This is a genomic window from Pedobacter frigiditerrae, from assembly GCF_032678705.1.
GTDB classification, from domain to species: domain Bacteria; phylum Bacteroidota; class Bacteroidia; order Sphingobacteriales; family Sphingobacteriaceae; genus Pedobacter; species Pedobacter frigiditerrae_A.
Genome location: NZ_JAVTSS010000001.1, coordinates 616,250 through 636,764 on the forward strand (window position 1 = coordinate 616,250; position 20,515 = coordinate 636,764).

At 35.0% G+C, this 20,515-nt stretch carries 13 protein-coding genes; 9 read left to right on the top strand and 4 right to left on the bottom strand.

The genetic code is table 11. The annotated features are described in order from the left end of the window. The first annotated feature begins 142 nt into the window (after nt 1-142). The 5 genes from R2Q59_RS02665 (at nt 143) to R2Q59_RS02685 (ending at nt 7,360) form a co-directional block, all read left to right on the top strand. Nucleotides 143-727 carry a TetR/AcrR family transcriptional regulator gene (locus R2Q59_RS02665; RefSeq protein ID WP_316783454.1) on the top strand — a complete coding sequence of 195 codons (585 nt, stop codon included), beginning with the start codon at nt 143-145 and terminating at the stop codon, nt 725-727. Nucleotides 728-733: 6 nt separating this feature from the next. Further along, a complete protein-coding gene (locus R2Q59_RS02670; RefSeq protein ID WP_316783456.1) occupies nt 734-1,936 on the top strand; it encodes an efflux RND transporter periplasmic adaptor subunit in 1,203 nt (400 codons plus the stop codon). Between the two features lie 47 nt (nt 1,937-1,983). After that, complete coding sequence (locus R2Q59_RS02675; RefSeq protein ID WP_316783457.1) at nt 1,984-5,160, top strand: efflux RND transporter permease subunit; 3,177 nt, start codon at nt 1,984-1,986, stop codon at nt 5,158-5,160. Nucleotides 5,161-5,170: 10 nt separating this feature from the next. After that, a complete protein-coding gene (locus tag R2Q59_RS02680; RefSeq protein ID WP_316783458.1) occupies nt 5,171-6,571 on the top strand; it encodes an efflux transporter outer membrane subunit in 1,401 nt (466 codons plus the stop codon). Nucleotides 6,572-6,769: 198 nt separating this feature from the next. Next, nucleotides 6,770-7,360 carry a 2OG-Fe(II) oxygenase gene (locus R2Q59_RS02685; RefSeq protein ID WP_316783460.1) on the top strand — a complete coding sequence of 197 codons (591 nt, stop codon included), beginning with the start codon at nt 6,770-6,772 and terminating at the stop codon, nt 7,358-7,360. A gap of 138 nt (nt 7,361-7,498) precedes the next feature. On the opposite strand, the gene R2Q59_RS02690 is transcribed toward R2Q59_RS02685, so the two are convergent. Together R2Q59_RS02690 and R2Q59_RS02695 are read right to left on the bottom strand one after the other, a co-directional pair. Then, the gene (locus tag R2Q59_RS02690; protein WP_316783462.1) at nt 7,499-8,221 is read right to left on the bottom strand and encodes a LytTR family DNA-binding domain-containing protein; all 723 of its coding nucleotides are present in this window, start codon (nt 8,219-8,221) and stop codon (nt 7,499-7,501) included. Then, the gene (locus R2Q59_RS02695; protein WP_316783464.1) at nt 8,218-9,717 is read right to left on the bottom strand and encodes a sensor histidine kinase; all 1,500 of its coding nucleotides are present in this window, start codon (nt 9,715-9,717) and stop codon (nt 8,218-8,220) included. The genes R2Q59_RS02690 and R2Q59_RS02695 overlap by 4 nt, the downstream gene beginning before the upstream one ends. A 196-nt stretch (nt 9,718-9,913) precedes the next feature. On the opposite strand from R2Q59_RS02695, the gene R2Q59_RS02700 reads away from it, so the two are divergent. After that, the gene (locus tag R2Q59_RS02700) at nt 9,914-10,810 is read left to right on the top strand and encodes an ABC transporter ATP-binding protein (protein WP_316783466.1); all 897 of its coding nucleotides are present in this window, start codon (nt 9,914-9,916) and stop codon (nt 10,808-10,810) included. Between the two features lie 8 nt (nt 10,811-10,818). Further along, nucleotides 10,819-14,334 carry an ABC transporter permease/M1 family aminopeptidase gene (locus R2Q59_RS02705; protein ID WP_316783468.1) on the top strand — a complete coding sequence of 1,172 codons (3,516 nt, stop codon included), beginning with the start codon at nt 10,819-10,821 and terminating at the stop codon, nt 14,332-14,334. 115 nt (nt 14,335-14,449) lie between these two features. Here the strand turns inward: R2Q59_RS02705 and R2Q59_RS02710 are convergent, their stop codons facing one another. Together R2Q59_RS02710 and R2Q59_RS02715 are read right to left on the bottom strand one after the other, a co-directional pair. Further along, nucleotides 14,450-14,872 carry an SRPBCC family protein gene (locus tag R2Q59_RS02710; protein WP_316783470.1) on the bottom strand — a complete coding sequence of 141 codons (423 nt, stop codon included), beginning with the start codon at nt 14,870-14,872 and terminating at the stop codon, nt 14,450-14,452. Between the two features lie 382 nt (nt 14,873-15,254). Continuing rightward, the gene (locus R2Q59_RS02715) at nt 15,255-17,369 is read right to left on the bottom strand and encodes a glycoside hydrolase family 97 protein (protein ID WP_316783472.1); all 2,115 of its coding nucleotides are present in this window, start codon (nt 17,367-17,369) and stop codon (nt 15,255-15,257) included. Nucleotides 17,370-17,640: 271 nt separating this feature from the next. Here R2Q59_RS02715 and R2Q59_RS02720 point away from each other — a divergent pair, with 271 nt between their 5' ends. Beyond that, nucleotides 17,641-18,975, top strand: a complete 1,335-nt coding sequence (locus tag R2Q59_RS02720) for a sn-glycerol-1-phosphate dehydrogenase (protein WP_316783474.1) — start codon at nt 17,641-17,643, stop codon at nt 18,973-18,975. A gap of 44 nt (nt 18,976-19,019) precedes the next feature. After that, nucleotides 19,020-20,513, top strand: coding sequence for an MFS transporter (locus R2Q59_RS02725; protein WP_316783476.1), 1,494 nt, complete (start codon nt 19,020-19,022; stop codon nt 20,511-20,513). Nucleotides 20,514-20,515 lie beyond the last annotated feature (2 nt).

Consider the following 20,515-nt stretch of genomic DNA (forward strand, 5'->3'; position numbering starts at 1 on the left):
TAATCCCTAGGATCTGCGGGGCAAACCTTATTCATTTTATCAATCCTTTGTCATAAATCAGCTACATTTTTGATAGAAACTTTATATGGTCAAACATATAATTAGTTTTGTTGTTTGACAAAAATGTTAAACATAATTGTAAATGGCAGTAAAAGATAAGGGCACGGAGCAGCTGATAAAAGATACCGCAAAACGTATCTTTTTTTCGGAGGGTAAATTACACGCTACCACACAAGACATAGCCGATGCGGCAGGTGTAAACAGAACATTATTAAATTATTATTTCAGGTCTAGAGACATACTTTTTGAGCAAGTGGCTACAGAAGCTCGACAAGAAATGTCGGCAGTTTTAGACCCAGTTTTTCAGGCAGAACTAGAGTTTAAAGATAAATTAGAAAAGCTAATCACAGTTTTTATGGATCAAGCCATAAAGTTTCCTTTTCGGGAAATGTATGTAGTAACTGAACTAAATAGAACATCAAGGGTTATCCCGGAAGAGAAAAAGACCATCGTAAAAGGATTCTTAAGAGAGATTAGTGCAGAAATGGAAAAGGGTAAGATTAGAAAGATGGATCCTAGGCAATTCTGCATCAATTTATTCGCCTTGATGGCATACCCATTAATTACGACTTGCCTTAATAAATCATTATATAATGTTAACGATGCAGAATATTCAAAATTAATGAAAGACAGAAAAAAGTTAATATTCGAAATGATATATCAATAAATAAAAATGAAACACAAATTAACCCCTAAAATACATATGAAAGCAATCCTTCGACTATCCGTTATTTTATTATTAGGTGCTGTTTTGGCTTCTTGTAATGGCGACAAAGAAGAAAAGGCAAAACAAGCGGCTGCTGCTGCAGCCATGCCACAACCTTATCCTGTTTTTGATATCAGCACACAATCAACCACTTTAAATTCAGATTACCCAGCTACAATTGAAGGAATTCAGGATGTAGATATTAGACCAAAAGTTGATGGTTTTATAGAGCGAATTTATGTTGATGAAGGTGCGGTTGTGAAAAAAGGGCAGTTACTTTTTAAGATAAATGCGCCACAATACGAGCAGCAAGTTAGAACTGCGGCAGCCGCGATTAGTAGCGCAGAAGCTAATGTGAGTGCAGCTCAATTACAGGTAAATAAAACCAGACCTTTGGTAGAAAAAGATATCATTAGCAAATACGAATTAGACGCAGCTTTATTGACTTTACAAAGTAGAAGAGCAGCTTTAGCACAAGCAAAAGCAGAACTTTCTAACGCTCGTGTAAACCTAGGTTATACATCTATTACAAGTCCTGTTGATGGTATAGTAGGTAGCATCCCTTTTAAAACCGGAAGTTTGGTGAGTGGTAGTAGTGCTCAACCTTTAACAACGGTATCAAATATTGCTAAAGTGTATGCTTACTTTTCTTTAAATGAAAAACAACTGTTAGATTTCTCTAGCACTTATAAAGGAAAAACCTTGGCAGAGCAGATGAAGAACATTCCTGCTGTAAGTTTAGTGCTTGCAGATGGAACTATTTATGCGCAAAACGGTAAAATAGAATCGATAAACGGTCAAATTAATACGGCTACAGGTTCAGCTAGTTTAAGAGCAACCTTCCCTAATCCAACATCATTGCTAAAAAGTGGTTCAAGTGCTTCGGTTCGTATCCCTCAACATTTCGATAACGTTATTCTCATCCCTCAAAAATCTACAGTAGACTTACAAGGAAAGAAATTTGTTTACGTTTTAGGCGATTCTGCCAAAGTTGTAAATACCGAAATTCAGATTAAGGAAATAACAAAAGGTAATTTTTATGTAGTTACTAGCGGTTTAAAAACTGGCGATAAAATTGTTTTTGAAGGTTTCCAATCTTTAAAAGAAGGAACAAAAATTAAGCCTGTAACCTTAAACAGGGATTCGGTTTTTGCTGAAATCAAAAAATAAGAACATATAATTCGTAAATCAAAATTCGTAAATCGTAAATCAATTGTATGTTTAAGAAATTTATAGAAAGACCAGTATTATCAACGGTAATCTCCATTATCATTGTAATATTAGGCATATTAGGTTTAGTTACCTTACCAGTTTCACAATATCCAGAAATTGCACCACCAACAGTTCAGGTTTCAGCTTCTTATCAAGGTGCAAATGCCGATGTGGTTATGAGCAGTGTGGTTATTCCGCTAGAAGAGCAAATAAATGGGGTAGAGAACATGACCTACATGACCTCTTCTGCCAGTAATGATGGTACAGCAACCATTACAGTAAACTTTAAATTGGGTACAAACCCAGATTTAGCAGCGGTAAACGTACAAAATCGTGTGGCTAGAGCAAGCAGTTTATTACCAGCAGAGGTTACACGTTCTGGCGTAGTTACCGCTAAAAGGCAAGCCAGTAACGTACTTATTTTTGCTATTTATAGTGATGATCCGTCTTATGATCAGAAGTTTTTGCAGAACTATGCCAACATCAATATCATCCCTCAAATTAAACGTATTAATGGGGTAGGTGATGCAAGTGCTTTTGGTTTAATGGACTATACCATGCGTATTTGGCTAAAGCCAGATGTAATGGCAACTTATGGTTTAGTGCCAAATGATATTAGTGTAGCCTTGGCAGAACAGAATATTGAAGCTGCTCCAGGTCAATTTGGAGAGCAAGGTGATCAATCTTTTCAATACACTTTAAAATATTCTGGCCGCTTAAAAGATGAAACACAATTTAGCAACATCATTATTAGAACGGGTGCTAACGGTCAAGTATTAAGGTTAAAAGACATTGCCAGGATAGAACTTGGGGCACAAAGTTATACCAGTTCGGTGAGGTTTAACGGTAAACCTGCATTAGGTATTGCCATAAATCAAACTGCAGGATCAAATGCAAAAGAGGTAATCGAAAACTCTCTAAAAGCTTTAGAAGAAGCCCAGAAAATATTTCCAAAAGGTGTTCACTATACCACTTTGATTAACGTTAACGATTTCTTGGATGCCTCTATTGAAAAGGTAATTCATACTTTAATTGAAGCCTTTATATTAGTGTTTTTAGTGGTATTTATCTTCCTGCAAGATTTCCGTTCTACGTTGATTCCTGCTATTTCGGTACCAGTGGCGATTATTGGTACGTTCTTCTTCTTAAGTTTATTTGGCTTTACCATTAACCTATTAACACTGTTTGCATTGGTACTAGCAATCGGTATTGTGGTGGATGATGCGATTGTAGTTGTAGAAGCCGTACATGCTAAATTAGATAGCGGTTATAAATCTGCTAAAAAAGCAACGGTAGATGCAATGGACGACATTAGTGGTGCTATTATCTCTATTACTTTGGTAATGGCGGCGGTGTTTATTCCAGTAAGTTTTATTCAAGGTTCATCAGGTGTATTTTATAAACAGTTTGGTTTAACATTAGCTATCGCGATTATTTTATCAGCTGTTAACGCATTAACATTAAGTCCGGCTTTGTGTGCCATTTTCCTAAAACCACACGCAGATGATCACGAAAAACCAAAAAACTTTTTGCAGCGTTTTTATGTAGGTTTTAATACATCATTCGATTTGATGACCAATCGTTATAAAAAATCTGTCAGCTTCCTGTCTCGCAAAAAATGGGTAGCAATTGCAGGTATTTTAGGCTTTGTGGTGGTTTTAATATGGACAATGAATACCACGCCAAAAGGTTTTGTACCAAATGAAGATTTGGGAACAATCATGTCTGATATTTCATTGCCAGCAGGAACTTCAAACGAACAAACAGAAGTTGTAATTAAGCAAATTGATGATATTGTGCATACCATCCCAGAGATTAAAAATTCACTTAGGATTGTTGGTAGAAGTATGATAAGTGGTACTGGAAGTTCTTATGGAATGGTAATTTCTCGTTTGGTACCTTGGGATGAAAGAAAGCGTGATGTGAAAGCGATCATCGGCGAATTATTTGCTAAAACAGCAAAAATTAAAGGCGCTAAAATTATTTTCTTTGCTCCACCAACCATTCAAGGTTTTGGTACAAGTGGTGGTTTCGAATTTCAGTTACAAGATAAAACAGGTGGCGATATCAGGAAATTTAATGAAATTGGTAATGCATTTTTAGCGGCATTAAGTAAAAGGCCTGAAATATTGAATGCTTACACTTCATTTAATCCAAATTTCCCTCAATATCAAGTTGATGTGAATGTGGCCAAAATTAAGCAAGCTGGTTTAGCAGTAACAGATGTTTTAGGTGTTTTACAAGGCTATTATGGCGGAGTTTATGCTTCAAACTTTAATAAATTTGGTAAACAGTATAGGGTAATGTATCAAGCAGATGCCGCTTACCGTGCTAACCAACAAACTTTAAACAGTATTTATGTGAGAAATTCTACTGGTGCCATGGCTCCAATAACAGAATTTATTACACTTACTAAAGTTTACGGACCGCAAGCGATTTCTCGTTTTAATCTTTACACCTCGATCGCAGTAACTGGTGCGCCAAAAGCTGGTTTTAGTTCTGGTGATGCACTTAAAGCTGTGCAAGAAGAAGCGGCTATCCACTTGCCTGCAGGTTATGGTTACGAGTTTTCGGGTTTATCCCGTGAGGAAATGGCAGGTGGTAATCAGACCATTTTTATCTTCTTGTTGTGCGTTGTATTTGTGTACTTCCTTTTAGCTGCACAATATGAAAGTTATATTTTGCCTTTAGCAGTTTTAATTTCTCTACCTATCGGATTAGCTGGTGTATTTATTTTCGATAAGATTTTTAGTGTTGATAATAACATCTATACACAGATTACCTTGATCATGCTAGTTGGTTTGCTAGCTAAAAATGCCATCCTAATTGTTGAGTACGCAGTAGATAGAAGAAGAAAGGGAATGAGCATTGTTAATGCAGCAATTGAAGGCGCAACCGCTCGTTTACGTCCAATTTTAATGACCTCATTTGCATTTATCTTAGGTCTTTTGCCTTTGATGCTTTCTTCTGGAGTTGGTGCAGCTGGTAATACTTCTATTGGTACAGGCGCTGTTGGTGGAATGTTAATCGGAACCATTTTCGGGATATTTGTAATTCCGGCTTTGTTTATCATTTTCCAAACGCTACAAGAAAAGGTGAGCAGTAAATCTCCATTTGATGAAGATGTGCATAACGAACAATCAGAACTAGAATTTCCGGCAGTAGAAGGTCGTGAACATTAAAATTTTAAACATGAAAAATAATAGATATTCCATATTCTTCATCGGCTTTGCTATACTTACTTTAAGTGCTTGTGTTACTACAAAATACAATCGCCCAGAGGTAAGAAGTGGGAATTTATACCGAGACAGTAAGACAACAGATAGTGCAACAATTGCAACCTTACCTTGGCGAGATATTTTCGGCGATGCCGCTTTACAAACTTTAATTGAACAAGGCATTAAAGAAAACTTAGATTTAAAACAAGCCATAGAACGCATCAAAATAGCTGAGGCAACCTTGTATCAAAATCGCATGGCGATGTTGCCAAGTTTGCAGGGCGATGTTTCGGTAACCGATGCCAAACAATCTAAAGCTGCTTTAAACTTTCCAGCTGGTGTAAACATCAATCTAGAAACTCAAACCTACAGAGCCCAATTAAGTACAAGTTGGGAAGCTGATATTTGGGGTAAATTAAGCAGTACTAAACGTTCTGCTTATGCAAGCTTATTACAAACTGATGCTGCTAAAAGAGCTGTTCAAACCCAGTTGATAGCTAATATTGCCAATGCTTATTATAATTTATTGGCTTTGGATAAACAATTAGCTATCACCGAGCAAACCATAAAAAGCAGAACAAAAGGCGTAGAAACCATTAAGGCTTTAAAAGAAGGCGCTGTTGTAAATGGTGCTGCGGTTGTACAAAGTGAAGCTAATTTATATGCAGCAGAAGTTACATTGCCAGATTTAAAAAGAAGCATTAGAGAAACAGAAAATGCTTTAAGCATTTTAATTGCTGGTTCTCCAGGAAGTATTACACGTACTTCTTTAGATACGCAAACACCATATAATGATTTAAAAACTGGTGTTTCTGTACAACTCTTACAAAATAGGCCAGATGTACAGGCAGCAGAATTTGCATTTAGGGCAGCTTTTGAAAACACAAACGTAGCTAAGACATATTTTTATCCTGCTTTAACTTTAACCGCATCTGGCGGATTATCTACTTTGCAATTAAAGGATTTTTTCAGCAATGCAGTATTTTATAATTTAGTTGGTGGATTAACGCAACCCATCTTTGCAAAAGGACAAAATAAAGCTAGATTAACAACTGCAAAAGCGCAACAGCAAATTGCATTTTATGCCTTTCAACAAACACTTTTAACCAGTGGACAGGAAGTTTCTAATGCTTTGTTTGCTTACCAAACAGCAGCTCAAAAAGAAGAAACTAGGGCTAAACAAATTGCTTCATTAACAAAAGCGGTAGACTTTACCCAAGAATTATTAAGATATACTTCGACAACTAACTATACCGATGTGTTAACGTCTGAGCAGAGTTTATTAACTGCTCAATTAAATGGTGTTAATGATAAATTACAAAAACTACAGGCAGTGGTTAATTTATACCGTGCTTTAGGTGGTGGTTGGAGATAGGTCTTCGACTTTCCGTCATTGCCAGCTTGACTGGCAATCGTAATGCGAATGAAGGTTTAAAAGCATAAAGATTGTTTTATTTTTGATTAATTTTTCTGAGAGAGGTTCGTAGCAATACGAGCCTTTTTTGTTCGTCGTTTTTATTCATTATTAAAGACTACCTTGTCCATCGGCGATTTGCCGAATAAATCCATTTTATTGGAAAAAATCTTTAATACCCTAATCGATAGTTTTATAGCAGATAAAGTAGGCATAGCCGATGGTTTTTTAAGCACAAGTTTAGCCCAACATTTAAAAGAGAATTTAGCAAAGCTATACGCTGATAAACTAATGCTTTCTGCTGGAACAGGAAATGAGAAAATTATCAATCACGATAAATTGGTAAGAAGCGATGTAATTTATTGGTTGGATAGGAGCCACAACAATCAATATGAAAATGATTTTTTTGATTTAATGGATGCCTTTGTTTTGCATCTTAATTCTACCTGTTATACCGGAATTACTGGTTATGAGTTTCACTACACACTTTACGAAAAAGGGAGTTTCTATAAAAAACATTTCGACCAGTTTCAACAAAATGGGAGTAGAGCTTATTCTATGGTGATGTATTTAAATGCAGAATGGAAACAGAACGATGGTGGCGAATTGCGAATTCATCATCAAGATAGCGAACAAAATATATCGCCATTAAATGGTAAATCTGTTTTTTTTAAAAGTAGTGAACTGGCTCACGAAGTTTTGGTAACTAACGAGCTGAGAATGAGTATTACTGGTTGGTTGAAGGTTTAGCAGCGTCATTGCGAGGGTCGATTTTTCATCGCCCGAAGCAATCTGCTAGTGGGTAGGCTTATAAATTATCCCAGCACACAGGCAGATTGCTTTGCCCCAACGCTTAAGCCCTATGCTTCAGCTCCCAATGGCGACTTATTAATCAATATTTCCAATCCAATCTTTAACTATTTGTCTAAAGTTTTTGCCAATTGGTAATTCACTGCCATTTTTTAAATAGATACAATTGCCTTCTGCGTAATGCACAAACTTTTTATTGAGCAAGTAAGATTTATGGATACGGATAAAATTTTCAGCTGGTAATTGTTCTTCAAAACTGCTTAAAGTTCTTGCTGTAAGAAGGAACTTTAAATCTTGATAAACTTTTACGTAATTGCCCAAACTTTCTAAATATTGGATATTATCCACATCAATTAAAATGCTCTTTTTATCGCTTTTTATAGAAATCTGCTGACTTGAGCTAGAGTTTTTACTTTCGATACTCCTTCCAGCAGTTGCTTTTAAATTATAAATCTCTAATGCCCTATTTGCAGCTTTTAAGATACGGTCGAAGCGAAATGGTTTCTGTAAATAATCGCAAACATCTAAGTCGAAGCTTTCTAAGGCATACTCTTCATAAGCCGAAGTGATAATGATGATTGGTTTGTGTTTTAAGGTTCTAATAAAATCTAAGCCACTTAATTTTGGCATTCTAATGTCCAAAAAAATAAGGTCGATTTCATTCTTGTTTAAAAACTCTAGCGCATCCGTTGCTCTGTAACACTGTCCTTTGGTTTCTAGAAAAGGAATATCCTTAATGTATGATAAAATGATATCATGGGCTAAAGGTTCATCATCTATGATTAAGCAACGTAAACTCATTTCAATTTTAAATTAAGCCTTACTTTAAAAATAGAGTTTTCATCGCTAATTTCCAGTTTATACTGATTTGGATATAACAAAGCCAATCTTTTTTTCAAATTCTCTAGTCCAATGCCACGCTTGTTAATGATATTCTCCAATTCAAAAGAATTCTCGCAAATAAAAGTAAGTTCTTTATCATCAGACTTAATGGATAAGTTTAAAAAAGCAGCATTTTCGGCAGGTTCTATGCCATGTTTAAAGGCGTTTTCTATTAAAACAATTAACAACAGAGGAGCAATGTTTAAGCTTTCATTAGCTATTTCTTTTTTGAAATTAAAGTCTAATTCCTTTTTTAACCTAATCTGTTGTAAATCAATATAATCTTCAATGTACTTTAATTCTTGTGCGATAGTTACGCTTTGCTCTTGCCCCTTGTAAATGGTATAGCGCATCAGCTCTGCTAATTGCAAAATGCTTTCAGAAGTTTTATCTGATTTTTGCAGACTCAAAGCATAAAGATTATTCAAGGTGTTAAAAAAGAAATGAGGGTTAAGTTGCTGCCGCAATAAATTCAATTCAGTTTCTGATTTCTCCTTTTCTAATGATAAAATCTGATGATTTTGCTTACCCCATTGTAAAGCTAACACGAAAGGTAAACTAATAACCATAATACCGATGGCACCAAAAGCATTTTCTAAATCGAATGGATTAGTAAGAAAAATGTCTCTACCGAAAATAGTATTTAATGGTAGGGAGATAAGTATTTGAGCTAAGATTGGATAGAGAATTGCAATGGTAGTTAATAAACTTAAAACATAAATAATTAATCCCTTATGTTTTAAAACTTTAGAAACTAAAACTCTACTGTTAATGATGAATAGTAAATAACCACATAAATACATCAATAAAAACTGAATAAAAAAGCTTAAAAAGCTTCCGAAGTTTTGTAGAATTTTAATGAAATCAAATTCAAAACCAACCAACAAACGCTCTTTTGTATGATATATAGGGTTGTTTAAACTAGAAGTGGCCATCGCAGATATGGTGACAGCAATCAAAACAATGGTGATAAAAACGGCATTCTCTAGTCCAATTTTTTTTATCCACTTGATGTGTTGTATTTTTTTATGGTAATAACTGTTAAGGTTTAACAATAACTCTAATGCAAAAGCAGCAGTTGAGATTGTAATGTAATCTGTGGTTTCTAAATTCCCTAATGCTGAGTAAATGGCACCAATGGTAAATAGTGGCAATAATATAACGAAACAACTTGTCCAATAAAACCAATACTGTTTTAGAGTTAAGGATGTTTTGAACTGGTCCTTATAAAAGCTAAAAATAAGAACAGGTAATAGGCAAATGCCAAAGTACAAAACTGAAGAGAAAAAGCTTGACCAAATATCAGCCTTTATTCCCGCCACATTTAAGATAGAAACCCAAAGTAACAAGCCAATAAAAATTAAAAAATCTTGATACTTAAATAGGATATTGTATTTGCTAGAAACCTTTATCATAATTAAATATAAAAAAACGCTAAATAGTCGAGCTGCTCAAATCTAAATGACAAAAGGCTATTTTTTAATGATGAAGGAAGAAAATCTTCAAAATCATCCAGTTTTATACTTTCGTCACTATTTTCCTTCCTTTCGTCACATAAGTTTATTCAGTTTCAAGCGCCTTTCTAATTTGCGGCCATATTATTGAATTTTTATGGAAAGACTTAAAATACAAAACCTTAATAAAGTTTATGGCAATGGTGTAAAAGCATTAGATAATGTTTCCTTATCGATATCAAATGGGATGTTTGGACTGCTTGGGCCTAATGGGGCAGGAAAATCATCGTTGATGAGGACGTTAGCTACTTTACAATTGCCAGATAGTGGTGAGGTATTTTTTGATGGGAGTGATGTACTTAAAAATCCTCAAGAAATGCGAACCAAACTTGGCTATTTGCCACAAGATTTTGGTGTTTATCCTAAAATCTCTGCTGCTGATTTATTAAATCACATTGCTGTTTTAAAAGGTTTGCAAAATAAAAATGAACGTAAAGAACAAGTAAGTGCATTACTGCAACAAACTAATCTCTATGATGTTAAAAATAGGGCAGTGAGTTCTTTCTCTGGCGGTATGCGTCAACGTTTTGGTATTGCACAAGCTTTGTTGGGTAATCCTCAATTAATAATTGTTGATGAACCCACAGCTGGTTTAGACCCTTTAGAACGTAACCGTTTCCATAATTTACTAATTGAAATTGGCGAAGAAAGAGGGGTGATGTTATCTACCCACATTGTGGAAGATGTGTATGACCTTTGTCCAGAAATGGCTGTCTTAGCAAATGGAAATTTGATATTAAAAGGTAAACCGGCAGACTTAACTGCAAAACTAAACGGACAAGTTTGGCTTAAGGTAATTGATAAAACTGATTTGCAACATCATTTGACAAATTTTGCTGTTATTTCTACCCGAATTGTTGCTGGTAAAATTCATGTGTATGTTTTAAGAAACGAGCAACCGGCAGAAGGTTTCGTGCCATTTTATCCAGGTTTAGAAGAGGTCTATTTTTCTGCACTATTTGGTGTTCAAAAAGCTAAGGAGGTAATTTTATGATTGGCTCAATGATTAGGTTTGAGCTTCGCTATCATATTAGTCAGGTTTCTTATAAAATAGCTGCTTTTATATTTCTTTGTTTTGGTTTTATTTTAGCTTCAAAAGGAGGTTTTGGTGGTCCAGAAGTTCATAGAAATGGACCTTATGTTATTGCAAACATTGTTGCGTTACTTTCTTTGTTCTCTATCTTTTCTGCCACATTATTTACAGCAAATGTTGTTTTAAGAGATAACATTTATAAAATGGATTCAGTAATATTTACTACTTCAATCAGTAAGTTTCCTTATTTCTTCGTCCGTTTTTTTGGTTTAACCACAGCTGTGTTTTCGCTGCTGATGTTGTTGCTTTTAGGTTTATTTATTGGGAGTTTCTTTGTAGATGCTGACCAATTAGGCCCTTTTAATCTTGTTTATTTTGTACATCCGCTTTTGGTTTTTGGATTACCAAATGTGCTATTTTGCACCAGCTTGATACTTTGTACAGCATTGTTAACCAAAAATGTAAGGGCAATATATGCAACTGGAGTTTTGCTTTACATTTTATATATGGTGGCCTCTATTCTTGGTAATTCGCCATTGCTAGCTACTTCTGCCTTGAAAGTAAACGACCCAGGAATTTTACCTTTTTTAATTGACCCTTTTGGCTTATCGTCTTTTTTTAGTGAAACTAAACCTTGGACAGATGTACAAAGAAACCAGTTGTTGTTTCCTGTTAAGGGGTTGTTTTTAGCTAATCGTTTACTTTGGTTGGGATTTAGCAGTTTGATTATTCTAGTGAGTTATAAGTTCTTCAATTTTAGACTTCAAAATCAAACCTCTGGAAAGACAAAACAAAAGGTATCTAAAGCAATTAAAGCTGTTCCATTTAAACACTATCAAAATGCACCTGCTGGTTTTAATTATAATTGGTTAAGTTTTAAATCTCAGTTTAAAATAGAATTGATTTCCTTGTTTAAGCATATCCCTTTTATGGTATTGCTTTTATTGTGGATATTTCTTTTCTCGGTAGAATTGAAGGATACATTCCTAAATGGGCCATATCGCATTAAAACTTATCCAACAACTGGAGCAATTGTAGAAGAATTACGCTCTATTAAATTTGCCCTAATATTGGTTTTATTTTATGCTGCCGAATTAATTGGAAGAGAAAAAACAGCAAATATTCAAGGTTTGGTTTACAGTACGCCAATTAAATATAATGTTTTGTATTTAGCAAAATGTTTAACCTTATTTGTGTTGATACTTGTTTTGGTTACTGCAAATATTGGCATTGGTATCGGTTTACAACTTGCTAATGGTTATACCAATTTAGAAATAAGAACCTATCTTCAATTGTATTATTATAGTGCTTTTCCACTTTTCTTATTTGTTGTTTTAATTGTTTTTATTCAGAATCTAACTGCCAATAAATATGTAGGGATGCTGTTGAGTATGATAGTCACATTCATTTTTATGTTTTCATCTCAACTCGGATTTGAGCATTACCTTTTACGTTTTGCTGCAATGCCCGACCTTCAATTTTATTACTTTAATGGATTTGGGCATTACGCTTTAGCTTTTAACTGGTACATTTTATACTGGTCTGGTTTGTCGTTATTATTAGCAATCTTAACCATTGCAATGTGGCAAAGTCGCCATCAGCAAACTTTTTTTGAACGTTTAAAATCAATTCCAAGAACGTTAAAAAAATCAAAATTCATATTAGTCATCTCCATCATTATATGGATTGGATGCGGGGCCTTTATTTATCAGCAAACAAATGTTATTGGCAAATACAAAAACAAAAATGCCAGGTTAGAATGGCGTATCAGTTACGAGAAGAAATATAAAAAGTTAGCCAATTTGCCACAGCCAATTATTAAAGCGGTTAAAACTCAAGTAGATTTATATCCAAGCGAAAATAAATACATTGTAAAAGGCAGTTATAGACTAAGAAATCAAAGCAAAGAGCCTATTACTAAATTGTGGATTAGCTTTAATAATGCCGTCAATCACTTTGAAATTTCTATTCCTAATTCTAAAAAACAAGTGAAGGATGAAGATTTTAACCAACAATTTATCAATTTAGAAAAGCCTTTGCCAGTTGGAGCAGAGCTGATGATGAACTTTTCTTTTGAAGTTTTTAGAAATGGATTTGTTGATTTTGATAGTGAAAATTCAGTTGTAAAAAATGGAAGTTATATCGAATTAGAAAAGTTTGTTCCTCATTTTGGTTACAATGATGGATTAGAAATTAGTGATGAAAGAAGCAGAAAACAAGCAGGTTTAGCGCCTCTAAAAATTGATACAAATTATCAAGAGCTTAATTATAATCTGATTGATTTTGAAAGCACAATTTCTACTTCAATAGACCAAAAAGTAGTTACTGTTGGAGAATTGCAAAAAACATGGAAATCAAATAACAGAAGTTACTTCAACTATAAAACTGAAGCACCCATTAATTTTATGTTTGCTTTAAGCTCGGCAAAATATGAGCATTTAAAGGAAACATACAAAGGTCTAACCATAAATCTCTTTTATTTAAAAGGTCAGGATTATAATGTAAAATCAATGCTTAAAGCTGTAAAAGCAACGATGGATTACGGGAATCAGCATTTTGCGTCATATCCATTGAAACATTTTACATTGGCAGAAATTCCGCAGTATAAAGGTGCTGCAACTGCTTATCCTGGTGTGGTCTTTAATGCAGAGAGAATTAATTATTTATCAGATTACAGCGATTTAAATAAGGTTGACCAATCTTTTGCCATCACTGTTCATGAAGTAGCACACCAATGGTGGGCAAATTTATTAACACCAGCTTATGGGCAAGGTGATGCAATGCTTACAGAAACATTAGCGAAATACACAGAAAACATTGTTTTAGAAAAAACTTATGGAAAAATGTATTTAGGCAACTATTTAAAGGATGATAATCAGCTTTATTTTGTTTTAAAAGAGAATGACAATAAAGAAATTCCTTTGGTAAAAACATACGAGCAAAATCACGTTCATTATCAAAAAGGGGGATTGATAATGTATGCAGCTAAAGAAGCTTTAGGAGAAAACGAGGTAAATGGCGTATTAAGCGAATTGATAGCCAAACACCGTTATCCTAACCTAAAAGCAAAAGCAAGTGATTTTGTTAAGGCATTATATAGGAAAGCTCAACCATCTAAGCAACCTTTTATCAATGAGAGTTTTAATGACGTTGTAGATTATAATTTGAGTGTAGCCGTTTTATCTTGTAAGCCTATTTCTAATGGTCAGTTCGCTTTGGAAGTTAAAATTAATGCTATAAGAAATAAACAAGGCATTAATAAAACGTTGGCTCCAAATATGGATGTTGATGTTGCTATTTTTAATCAATTGGAAGGTAATTGGGATAGAAATACCAAACCCGTTTTCTTAAGGAAATATCATATTAATGAATTAGTAACAAGGTTGACTTTGATTGTAAATGAAAAACCAAAAGTTGTAGCAGTTGATCCTTATGGCTATTTATTGGATGCGAATCAGAAAGATAATTTGCAGGAAATAAATTAAGTTTACCGTCATTTCGAACTAGGAACGAGGAGAAATCTCTTAAGATTTCTTCTAGATGAGATTTCTCACTCCACTACGTTCCGTTTCGAAATGACGCTTATTAATGTTTTATAACCTAACTCTCCGCCTGAGCTTTAAAGTTATTCAAAATTGCCTGCCAGCCACCTCTTTGCATCTCAGTAGGGTTTTGAGTTTCTGGGTCAAAAGTCTCTACAACTTTAGTTTGAGCCCCTAAAGATTCGAAGGTGATTTTTACCCGTCTTCCATCAGCCATACTGTATTCAATTAGTTTTTCGGCCTCTACATTTGAGTAAACGCCCTCAAAGTCGAAACTGAAACTGCCATCTTTTGCGGCCATTGTAGATTTAAATTTACCTCCAGTTTGTATATCATTTTCTGCATACGGACAATGCCAGTCTGGAGATGCAAAACACCATTGTACAATTTCTTCTGGATTTGTCCAGAATTCCCAAACTTGTGCAACAGGTTTATTTACGGTTGTTTCTACTGTAATTGGTGATAGTTTTTCGGTAGCCATTTTTTAAATATTTGATTATAATATAAAGATAGTCCAACTAATTCTGAAAAAGGATGGTCAAATGCGACAATTTATATGGTGCTATCAGAAGTTGAAGAAAAAGTTGATAAGCATAAGAATTTGAAGCGCAAATTAGTGCTAATATTTAAATTTCGTCCCGCCAATGCTACAATCCTCGATGAAGAATCGAGGTATTTTCGCTTATGTCGGGGCTATAAAGCAATGTCGGTAGCTCTTTTGAGGGGATTTTATAGCACAGGCCCCAAATGATAAACCTGATAGAGCCAAATAGCTTCTTTGAGCCAAAGGCGAAAAGAACTATAGGCGATAGCAGGACTATCGCTCGCCAATGACTCTGAACTCTGATTTTCAACTACAAAAATTATTTATTCTCTAAAAAACTAATGGCATAACCTCCGCCGGGTGCGCAAAACTGAGCTAACTTAGATTTACTGGTTACCGCAACTTTGCGAATGGTATAAGCTTGTGGGTTAGTTTTGTAATGCGCATCTTTTGCATCTGCATAAATAGTAGCCGTATATTTTTTGCCCGATTCTAAAAAATCTAGGGAAATGTTTGAAGTACGTGAATTATCGCCATTCACACTTCCTAAAAACCATTTGCCAGTACCTTTCCCTTTACGTGCAACTGTAACATATTCACCTGGCTCAGCTTCAATGTATTTACTGTCATCCCAGTCAACAGCCACATCTTTAATGAATTGAAATGCATCGGCAAATCGGTTATAGTTTTCTGGTAAATCTGCCGCCATTTGCAAAGGACTATACATTGTTAAATACAAGGCCAACTGATTAGCAATTGTTGCGTTTACATGGGAAGTGTTTGAAGGATTTAATTTACTAATATCCATTTCAAAAATACCTGGTGTATAATCCATCGGGCCACCTTGTAAACGAGTGAAAGGTAAAATGGTAACGTGATTAGGTTTCGAGCCACCAAAAGCTTGGTATTCTGTTCCTCTTGCAGATTCATTACCAATCAAATTTGGATAGGTACGAGCAATTCCTGTAGGCCTAATCGCTTCATGTGCGTTAACCATAATTTTATACTCAGCAGCTTTCTCAACGGCGTATTGGTAATGGTTAATGATCCACTGACTGTAATGATTCTCGCCCCTTGGTAAAATATTGCCTACATAACCGCTTTTAACGGCATCGTAACCATTGGCTTTCATAAATTTATATGCCGTATCAATATGGCGTTCGTAGTTGCGAACTGATGAAGATGTTTCATGGTGCATGATCATTTTAACACCTTTTGATTTGGCATAATCTCTAATTTCTTGTAGTTTAAAATCTGGATATGGCGTTACGAAATCGAAGACGTAATCTTTTGAATTGCCATACCAATCCTCCCAACCAACATTCCAGCCTTCTACTAAAACGCCACCAAATCCATTAGCTGCTGCAAAATCGATGTATTTTTTTACATTTTCGGTATTTGCGCCGTGTTTGCCATTTGGTTTTGCCTTGCTATAATCTGTAATCCCTAACTGTACAGAAGGATAATCATCGGTATAGGCCCAAGAACTTTTTCCAGTAATCATTTCCCACCAAACACCAACGTATTTAACTGGTTTAATCCACGAAGTATCTTTGATTTTATTTGGCTCATTTAGGTTATAAATCATTTTTGATGCTAGAATTTCCCTCGCATCATCACTTACCATAACTGTGCGCCATGGCGTGGTAAAAGGAGCTTGAATGTAACCCTTATCTCCATTTACATCTGGCGTTAACCATGATTCGAAAATCATATTTTTATCATCCAAATTCAAATGCATACATGGATAGTTAATCAGCGCTGCTTCATGTAAATTGATATATAAACCATTGGCAGTTTTCATCATTAATGAAGTTTGGACTCCAGTTGGCGAAAATGATTTTTGAGATAAGTTTGCAGTAATTGCTTTTGCATTTAAAGCCCTAATCTCAGACAGTTTAGAAGTTGTATAATCGTATTCTTGCGTGTCATAATCTCCCGCAATCCAATATGCAGTATGGTCGCCAGCCATTGCAAACTGCGTTTTTTCTTCTTTAACAACAAAATAGGTTAAGTTTTTTTGAGTTGGAAATTCATACCTGAAACCTAAACCTTCATTATATAAACGGAAACGAATAATCATTTGGCGGTTGGTTTCTTTTTGGTTTAAAGTAACCGCCATCTCATTGTAATGGTTACGAATGGTTTTCACTTCACCCCAAACTGGTGTCCAGTTTTCGTCAAACGAAGAGTTTTTTGTATCTGTGATTACAAAATCGTTTAACAGCGATTTTTTATCATTTTTAAGCTCTAAACCAAGTTTACTGGTTTTTATAACATCTTTGCTTTTATAACTGAGTTGATAGGTTGGTATGCCATCGCTGGTTAGCAAAAAGGATAAAATTGTTTCGCCATTGGGCGATTTAAGTTGTTGAGCATTAACAAGATTTAAAGATAAAATCGATATTAATGCGATTAGAAATAGCTTTTTCATAGTAGATATATTGGTAAGAATCGAATTATTTTTAGACCTCAACTATTAGCTGGCCTTTAAATTCGGTAACAATTATACTTCATTAATTCAGATTAGACAAAGTAAATTGATTGATAACTGTGATAAAATAGATATTGGCTAAACTGAATTGCACTTTGTTGATATTTAATGAACTTTCGATTTGTTTTATTTGCTTTAATTTTATTTATTTGAAAGTAAATCAAATTCATAACGATACAAAACGAAACAGCTAGTCAATTAAGAATATTATATGTCGAAAGTAGAAGATGCATTAGCAGCCGCAAGCGAAACAAAAGCGTTAAGAATTGGAAAAGGACTTTTAAAAGAAGTAGCTGATTTGTTTTTAGAACAATTTCCTAATCAAACAGCTGTGATCATCGCTGATACAACGACTTATAAGATTGCTGGCGAAACAGTTTATAAGGAACTTCAAAAAGCTAAAATTCCTCAACTGAGCCCATACATTTACAATCACCCAGATTTATATGCAGAATATACTTTTGTTGATGAATTGGCTAATTTCCTAAAAACGAATAATGCTATTCCAATTGCTGTAGGTTCTGGAACAATTAACGATTTGACCAAGTTGGCTTCACATTTAACTGGTCGCCAATACATGTGCGTAGCAACTGCTGCTTCTATGGATGGTTATACCGCTTTTGGCGCTTCTATTACTGCAAATGGTGCTAAACAAACTTTCAATTGCCCTGCACCACAAGCTTGTTTAGCAGATATTGATATCATTTGCAATGCACCAAGAGAAATGACAGCTTCGGGCTATGCTGATTTATTTGCTAAAATTACCGCAGGTGCCGATTGGATTTTGGCAGATAGCTTGAATATAGAACCAATTGACGAAAAAGCATGGTCCATTGTTCAAGATGGTTTACATGATGCACTTTCAGATCCAGAAGGTGTACATAATGGCGACCCAGTTGCCATTACAAAGTTGGTAGAAGGATTAATGTTAGGTGGTTTCGCCATGCAGTGGTCTAAATCAAGTCGCCCAGCTTCTGGTGCAGAACATCAATTTAGCCATTTGTGGAACATGGAAAATCATTTGCATCATGGAGAACATATTTCGCACGGATTTCAAGTAAGTATTGGAACCCTAGCTATTACAGCGTTTTATGAAGAATTCTTAAAAACTGATGTAAGTAATTTGGATGTGAAAAACGCTTTGGCAGCTTGGCCATCTCCCGAAAAATCTGACAAAGAAGCCTTGGCTATTTTTGTGGGCACAGATTTCCCAGAAATCGGTTTGCAAGAAACTAAAGCAAAATATAGCAATGCTGAAGAATTAGGGACACAATTACAATCACTTAAAGAAAACTGGCCCGCCATAAAAGCTAAGTTAGAGAAACAAATAGTACCTTATCAGGAAGCCATACGACGATTAAAATTAGTTGGCGCACCAACTGAACCAGAGCAAATATCAATTACCAGAGAACGTTTAAGAGAAACATTTATAAGGGCTCAATTTATTCGTAGAAGATTTACCATTTTAGATGTTGCTCTGCGTACTGGTTACTTAAATCAATGGCTGGATAATTTATTTGGAAAAGACGGAATTTGGGAAATTTAAGCTTCACCATTTTTAATTCAAAAGACCTAACCAAAAATAAACAAATGGATAATAACGCTAACCAAGAATATGCGTCTATGGACGCAACGGCGAAAAAGAAGTTTAAATACTGGCAGATAAAAACCATCATCATTACCATGATTGGTTATGCCGTGTTTTATTTCGTTCGTAAAAACTTCTCATTTGCCATTCCTGGTTTAACTGCCGAATATGGTATCACTAAAACAAGTTTCGGCATAATAATGACTTTGATAACCATTATCTATGGTGTATCAAGATTTTTGAATGGGATACTTGCTGATAGGGTAAATGCTCGTTATCAAATGTCTATTGGCTTGTTTTTATGTGCCTTGGCAAATTTTGCATTTGGTTGGGGAGCTGATTTGAGTACCTTATTTACTGGTCAAACTGATGGGCCAATGTTTACCAATACCATGGTTTTTATTTTTGGGGCATTTCTAATTTTAAATAATCTGGTTCAAGGAAGTGGTTTTCCCCCAGTGGCAAGATTATTAACTCATTGGATACCTCAACATGAGCTTGCTACAAAAATGTCAATCTGGAATACTTCTCATTCTATTGGTGCGGCATTAATAGCAATTCTTTCTGGTTATATCATGAGTTCTTTAGGTACTAATCTGAGTGCTAATCCTGAAGTAATAGCTTCAATTGCTGCTAATTTGAAAGTTGATGTGAACGATGCAGTTAAAATGAAAAGTGTCATAGAATCTGCTTCTCACTATGGTGCTTGGAAATGGTGCTTTTGGATACCAGCTGCAATTGCATTAATTGGTTCAATTGGATTATTCATAAGTTTAAGAGATACACCTTCATCAGTTGGATTGCCTGAATTACATAAAACCTATAAAAAGGGAAAAGAGTCTTCTGCCGAATTTAAAGCTTTTGTGCGTAAATCTGTTTACCGTAATAGATACATTTGGATTTTAGGAATAGCAAATTTCTTTGTTTATGTGGTTCGTTTTGCGGTTTTAGACTGGGGACCTACATTTTTAAAAGAAGCACGTGGAATGACACTTTCTAATGCTGGTTGGACGGTTGCTGTTTTTGAAATTTTTGGTATTATCGGTATGTTAGTAGCAGGATGGGTTACAGATAAATATCTGGCTGGAAAAGCACATCGTACTTCTTTGTACTGTATGATTGGTGTAGCTGTATTCATGACGATTTTTTTATACATGCCTAGTAATAGTCCGCAATGGGTAATGATATTTGTTTTGGCAATGTCTGGGTTTTTCATTTACGGTCCACAGGCACTTATCGGAATTGCAGCAGCAAACCAAGCAACCAATAGAGCTGCAGCAACAGCAAATGGCTTAACAGGAATGTTTGGTTATGCCAGTGGCTTGGTTTCTGGTGTTGGCGTAGGTTTTATGGTAGATTCCATTAGCAAAGTTAATCCAGGCAAAGCTTGGGATTATGTATTCATGATGATGATAGGAATGGCTTTAATTGGCGTATTTGTTTTCGCTTTGATGTGGAAAGCAAAAGCCCATGGATATGATGAACTAGAAAACTAATT

Bases quoted from the DNA above. Each gene is read 5' to 3' on its own strand.
- R2Q59_RS02700 (WP_316783466.1), top strand. From the start codon at position 9,914: ATGGAAAGACTTAAAATACAAAACCTTAATAAAGTTTATGGCAATGGT.
- R2Q59_RS02695 (WP_316783464.1), bottom strand. From the start codon at position 9,717: ATGATAAAGGTTTCTAGCAAATACAATATCCTATTTAAGTATCAAGAT.
- R2Q59_RS02720 (WP_316783474.1), top strand. From the start codon at position 17,641: ATGTCGAAAGTAGAAGATGCATTAGCAGCCGCAAGCGAAACAAAAGCG.
- R2Q59_RS02670 (WP_316783456.1), top strand. From the start codon at position 734: ATGAAACACAAATTAACCCCTAAAATACATATGAAAGCAATCCTTCGA.
- R2Q59_RS02710 (WP_316783470.1), bottom strand. From the start codon at position 14,872: ATGGCTACCGAAAAACTATCACCAATTACAGTAGAAACAACCGTAAAT.
- R2Q59_RS02705 (WP_316783468.1), top strand. From the start codon at position 10,819: ATGATTAGGTTTGAGCTTCGCTATCATATTAGTCAGGTTTCTTATAAA.
- R2Q59_RS02680 (WP_316783458.1), top strand. From the start codon at position 5,171: ATGAAAAATAATAGATATTCCATATTCTTCATCGGCTTTGCTATACTT.
- R2Q59_RS02665 (WP_316783454.1), top strand. From the start codon at position 143: ATGGCAGTAAAAGATAAGGGCACGGAGCAGCTGATAAAAGATACCGCA.
- R2Q59_RS02715 (WP_316783472.1), bottom strand. From the start codon at position 17,369: ATGAAAAAGCTATTTCTAATCGCATTAATATCGATTTTATCTTTAAAT.
- R2Q59_RS02725 (WP_316783476.1), top strand. From the start codon at position 19,020: ATGGATAATAACGCTAACCAAGAATATGCGTCTATGGACGCAACGGCG.
- R2Q59_RS02675 (WP_316783457.1), top strand. From the start codon at position 1,984: ATGTTTAAGAAATTTATAGAAAGACCAGTATTATCAACGGTAATCTCC.
- R2Q59_RS02690 (WP_316783462.1), bottom strand. From the start codon at position 8,221: ATGAGTTTACGTTGCTTAATCATAGATGATGAACCTTTAGCCCATGAT.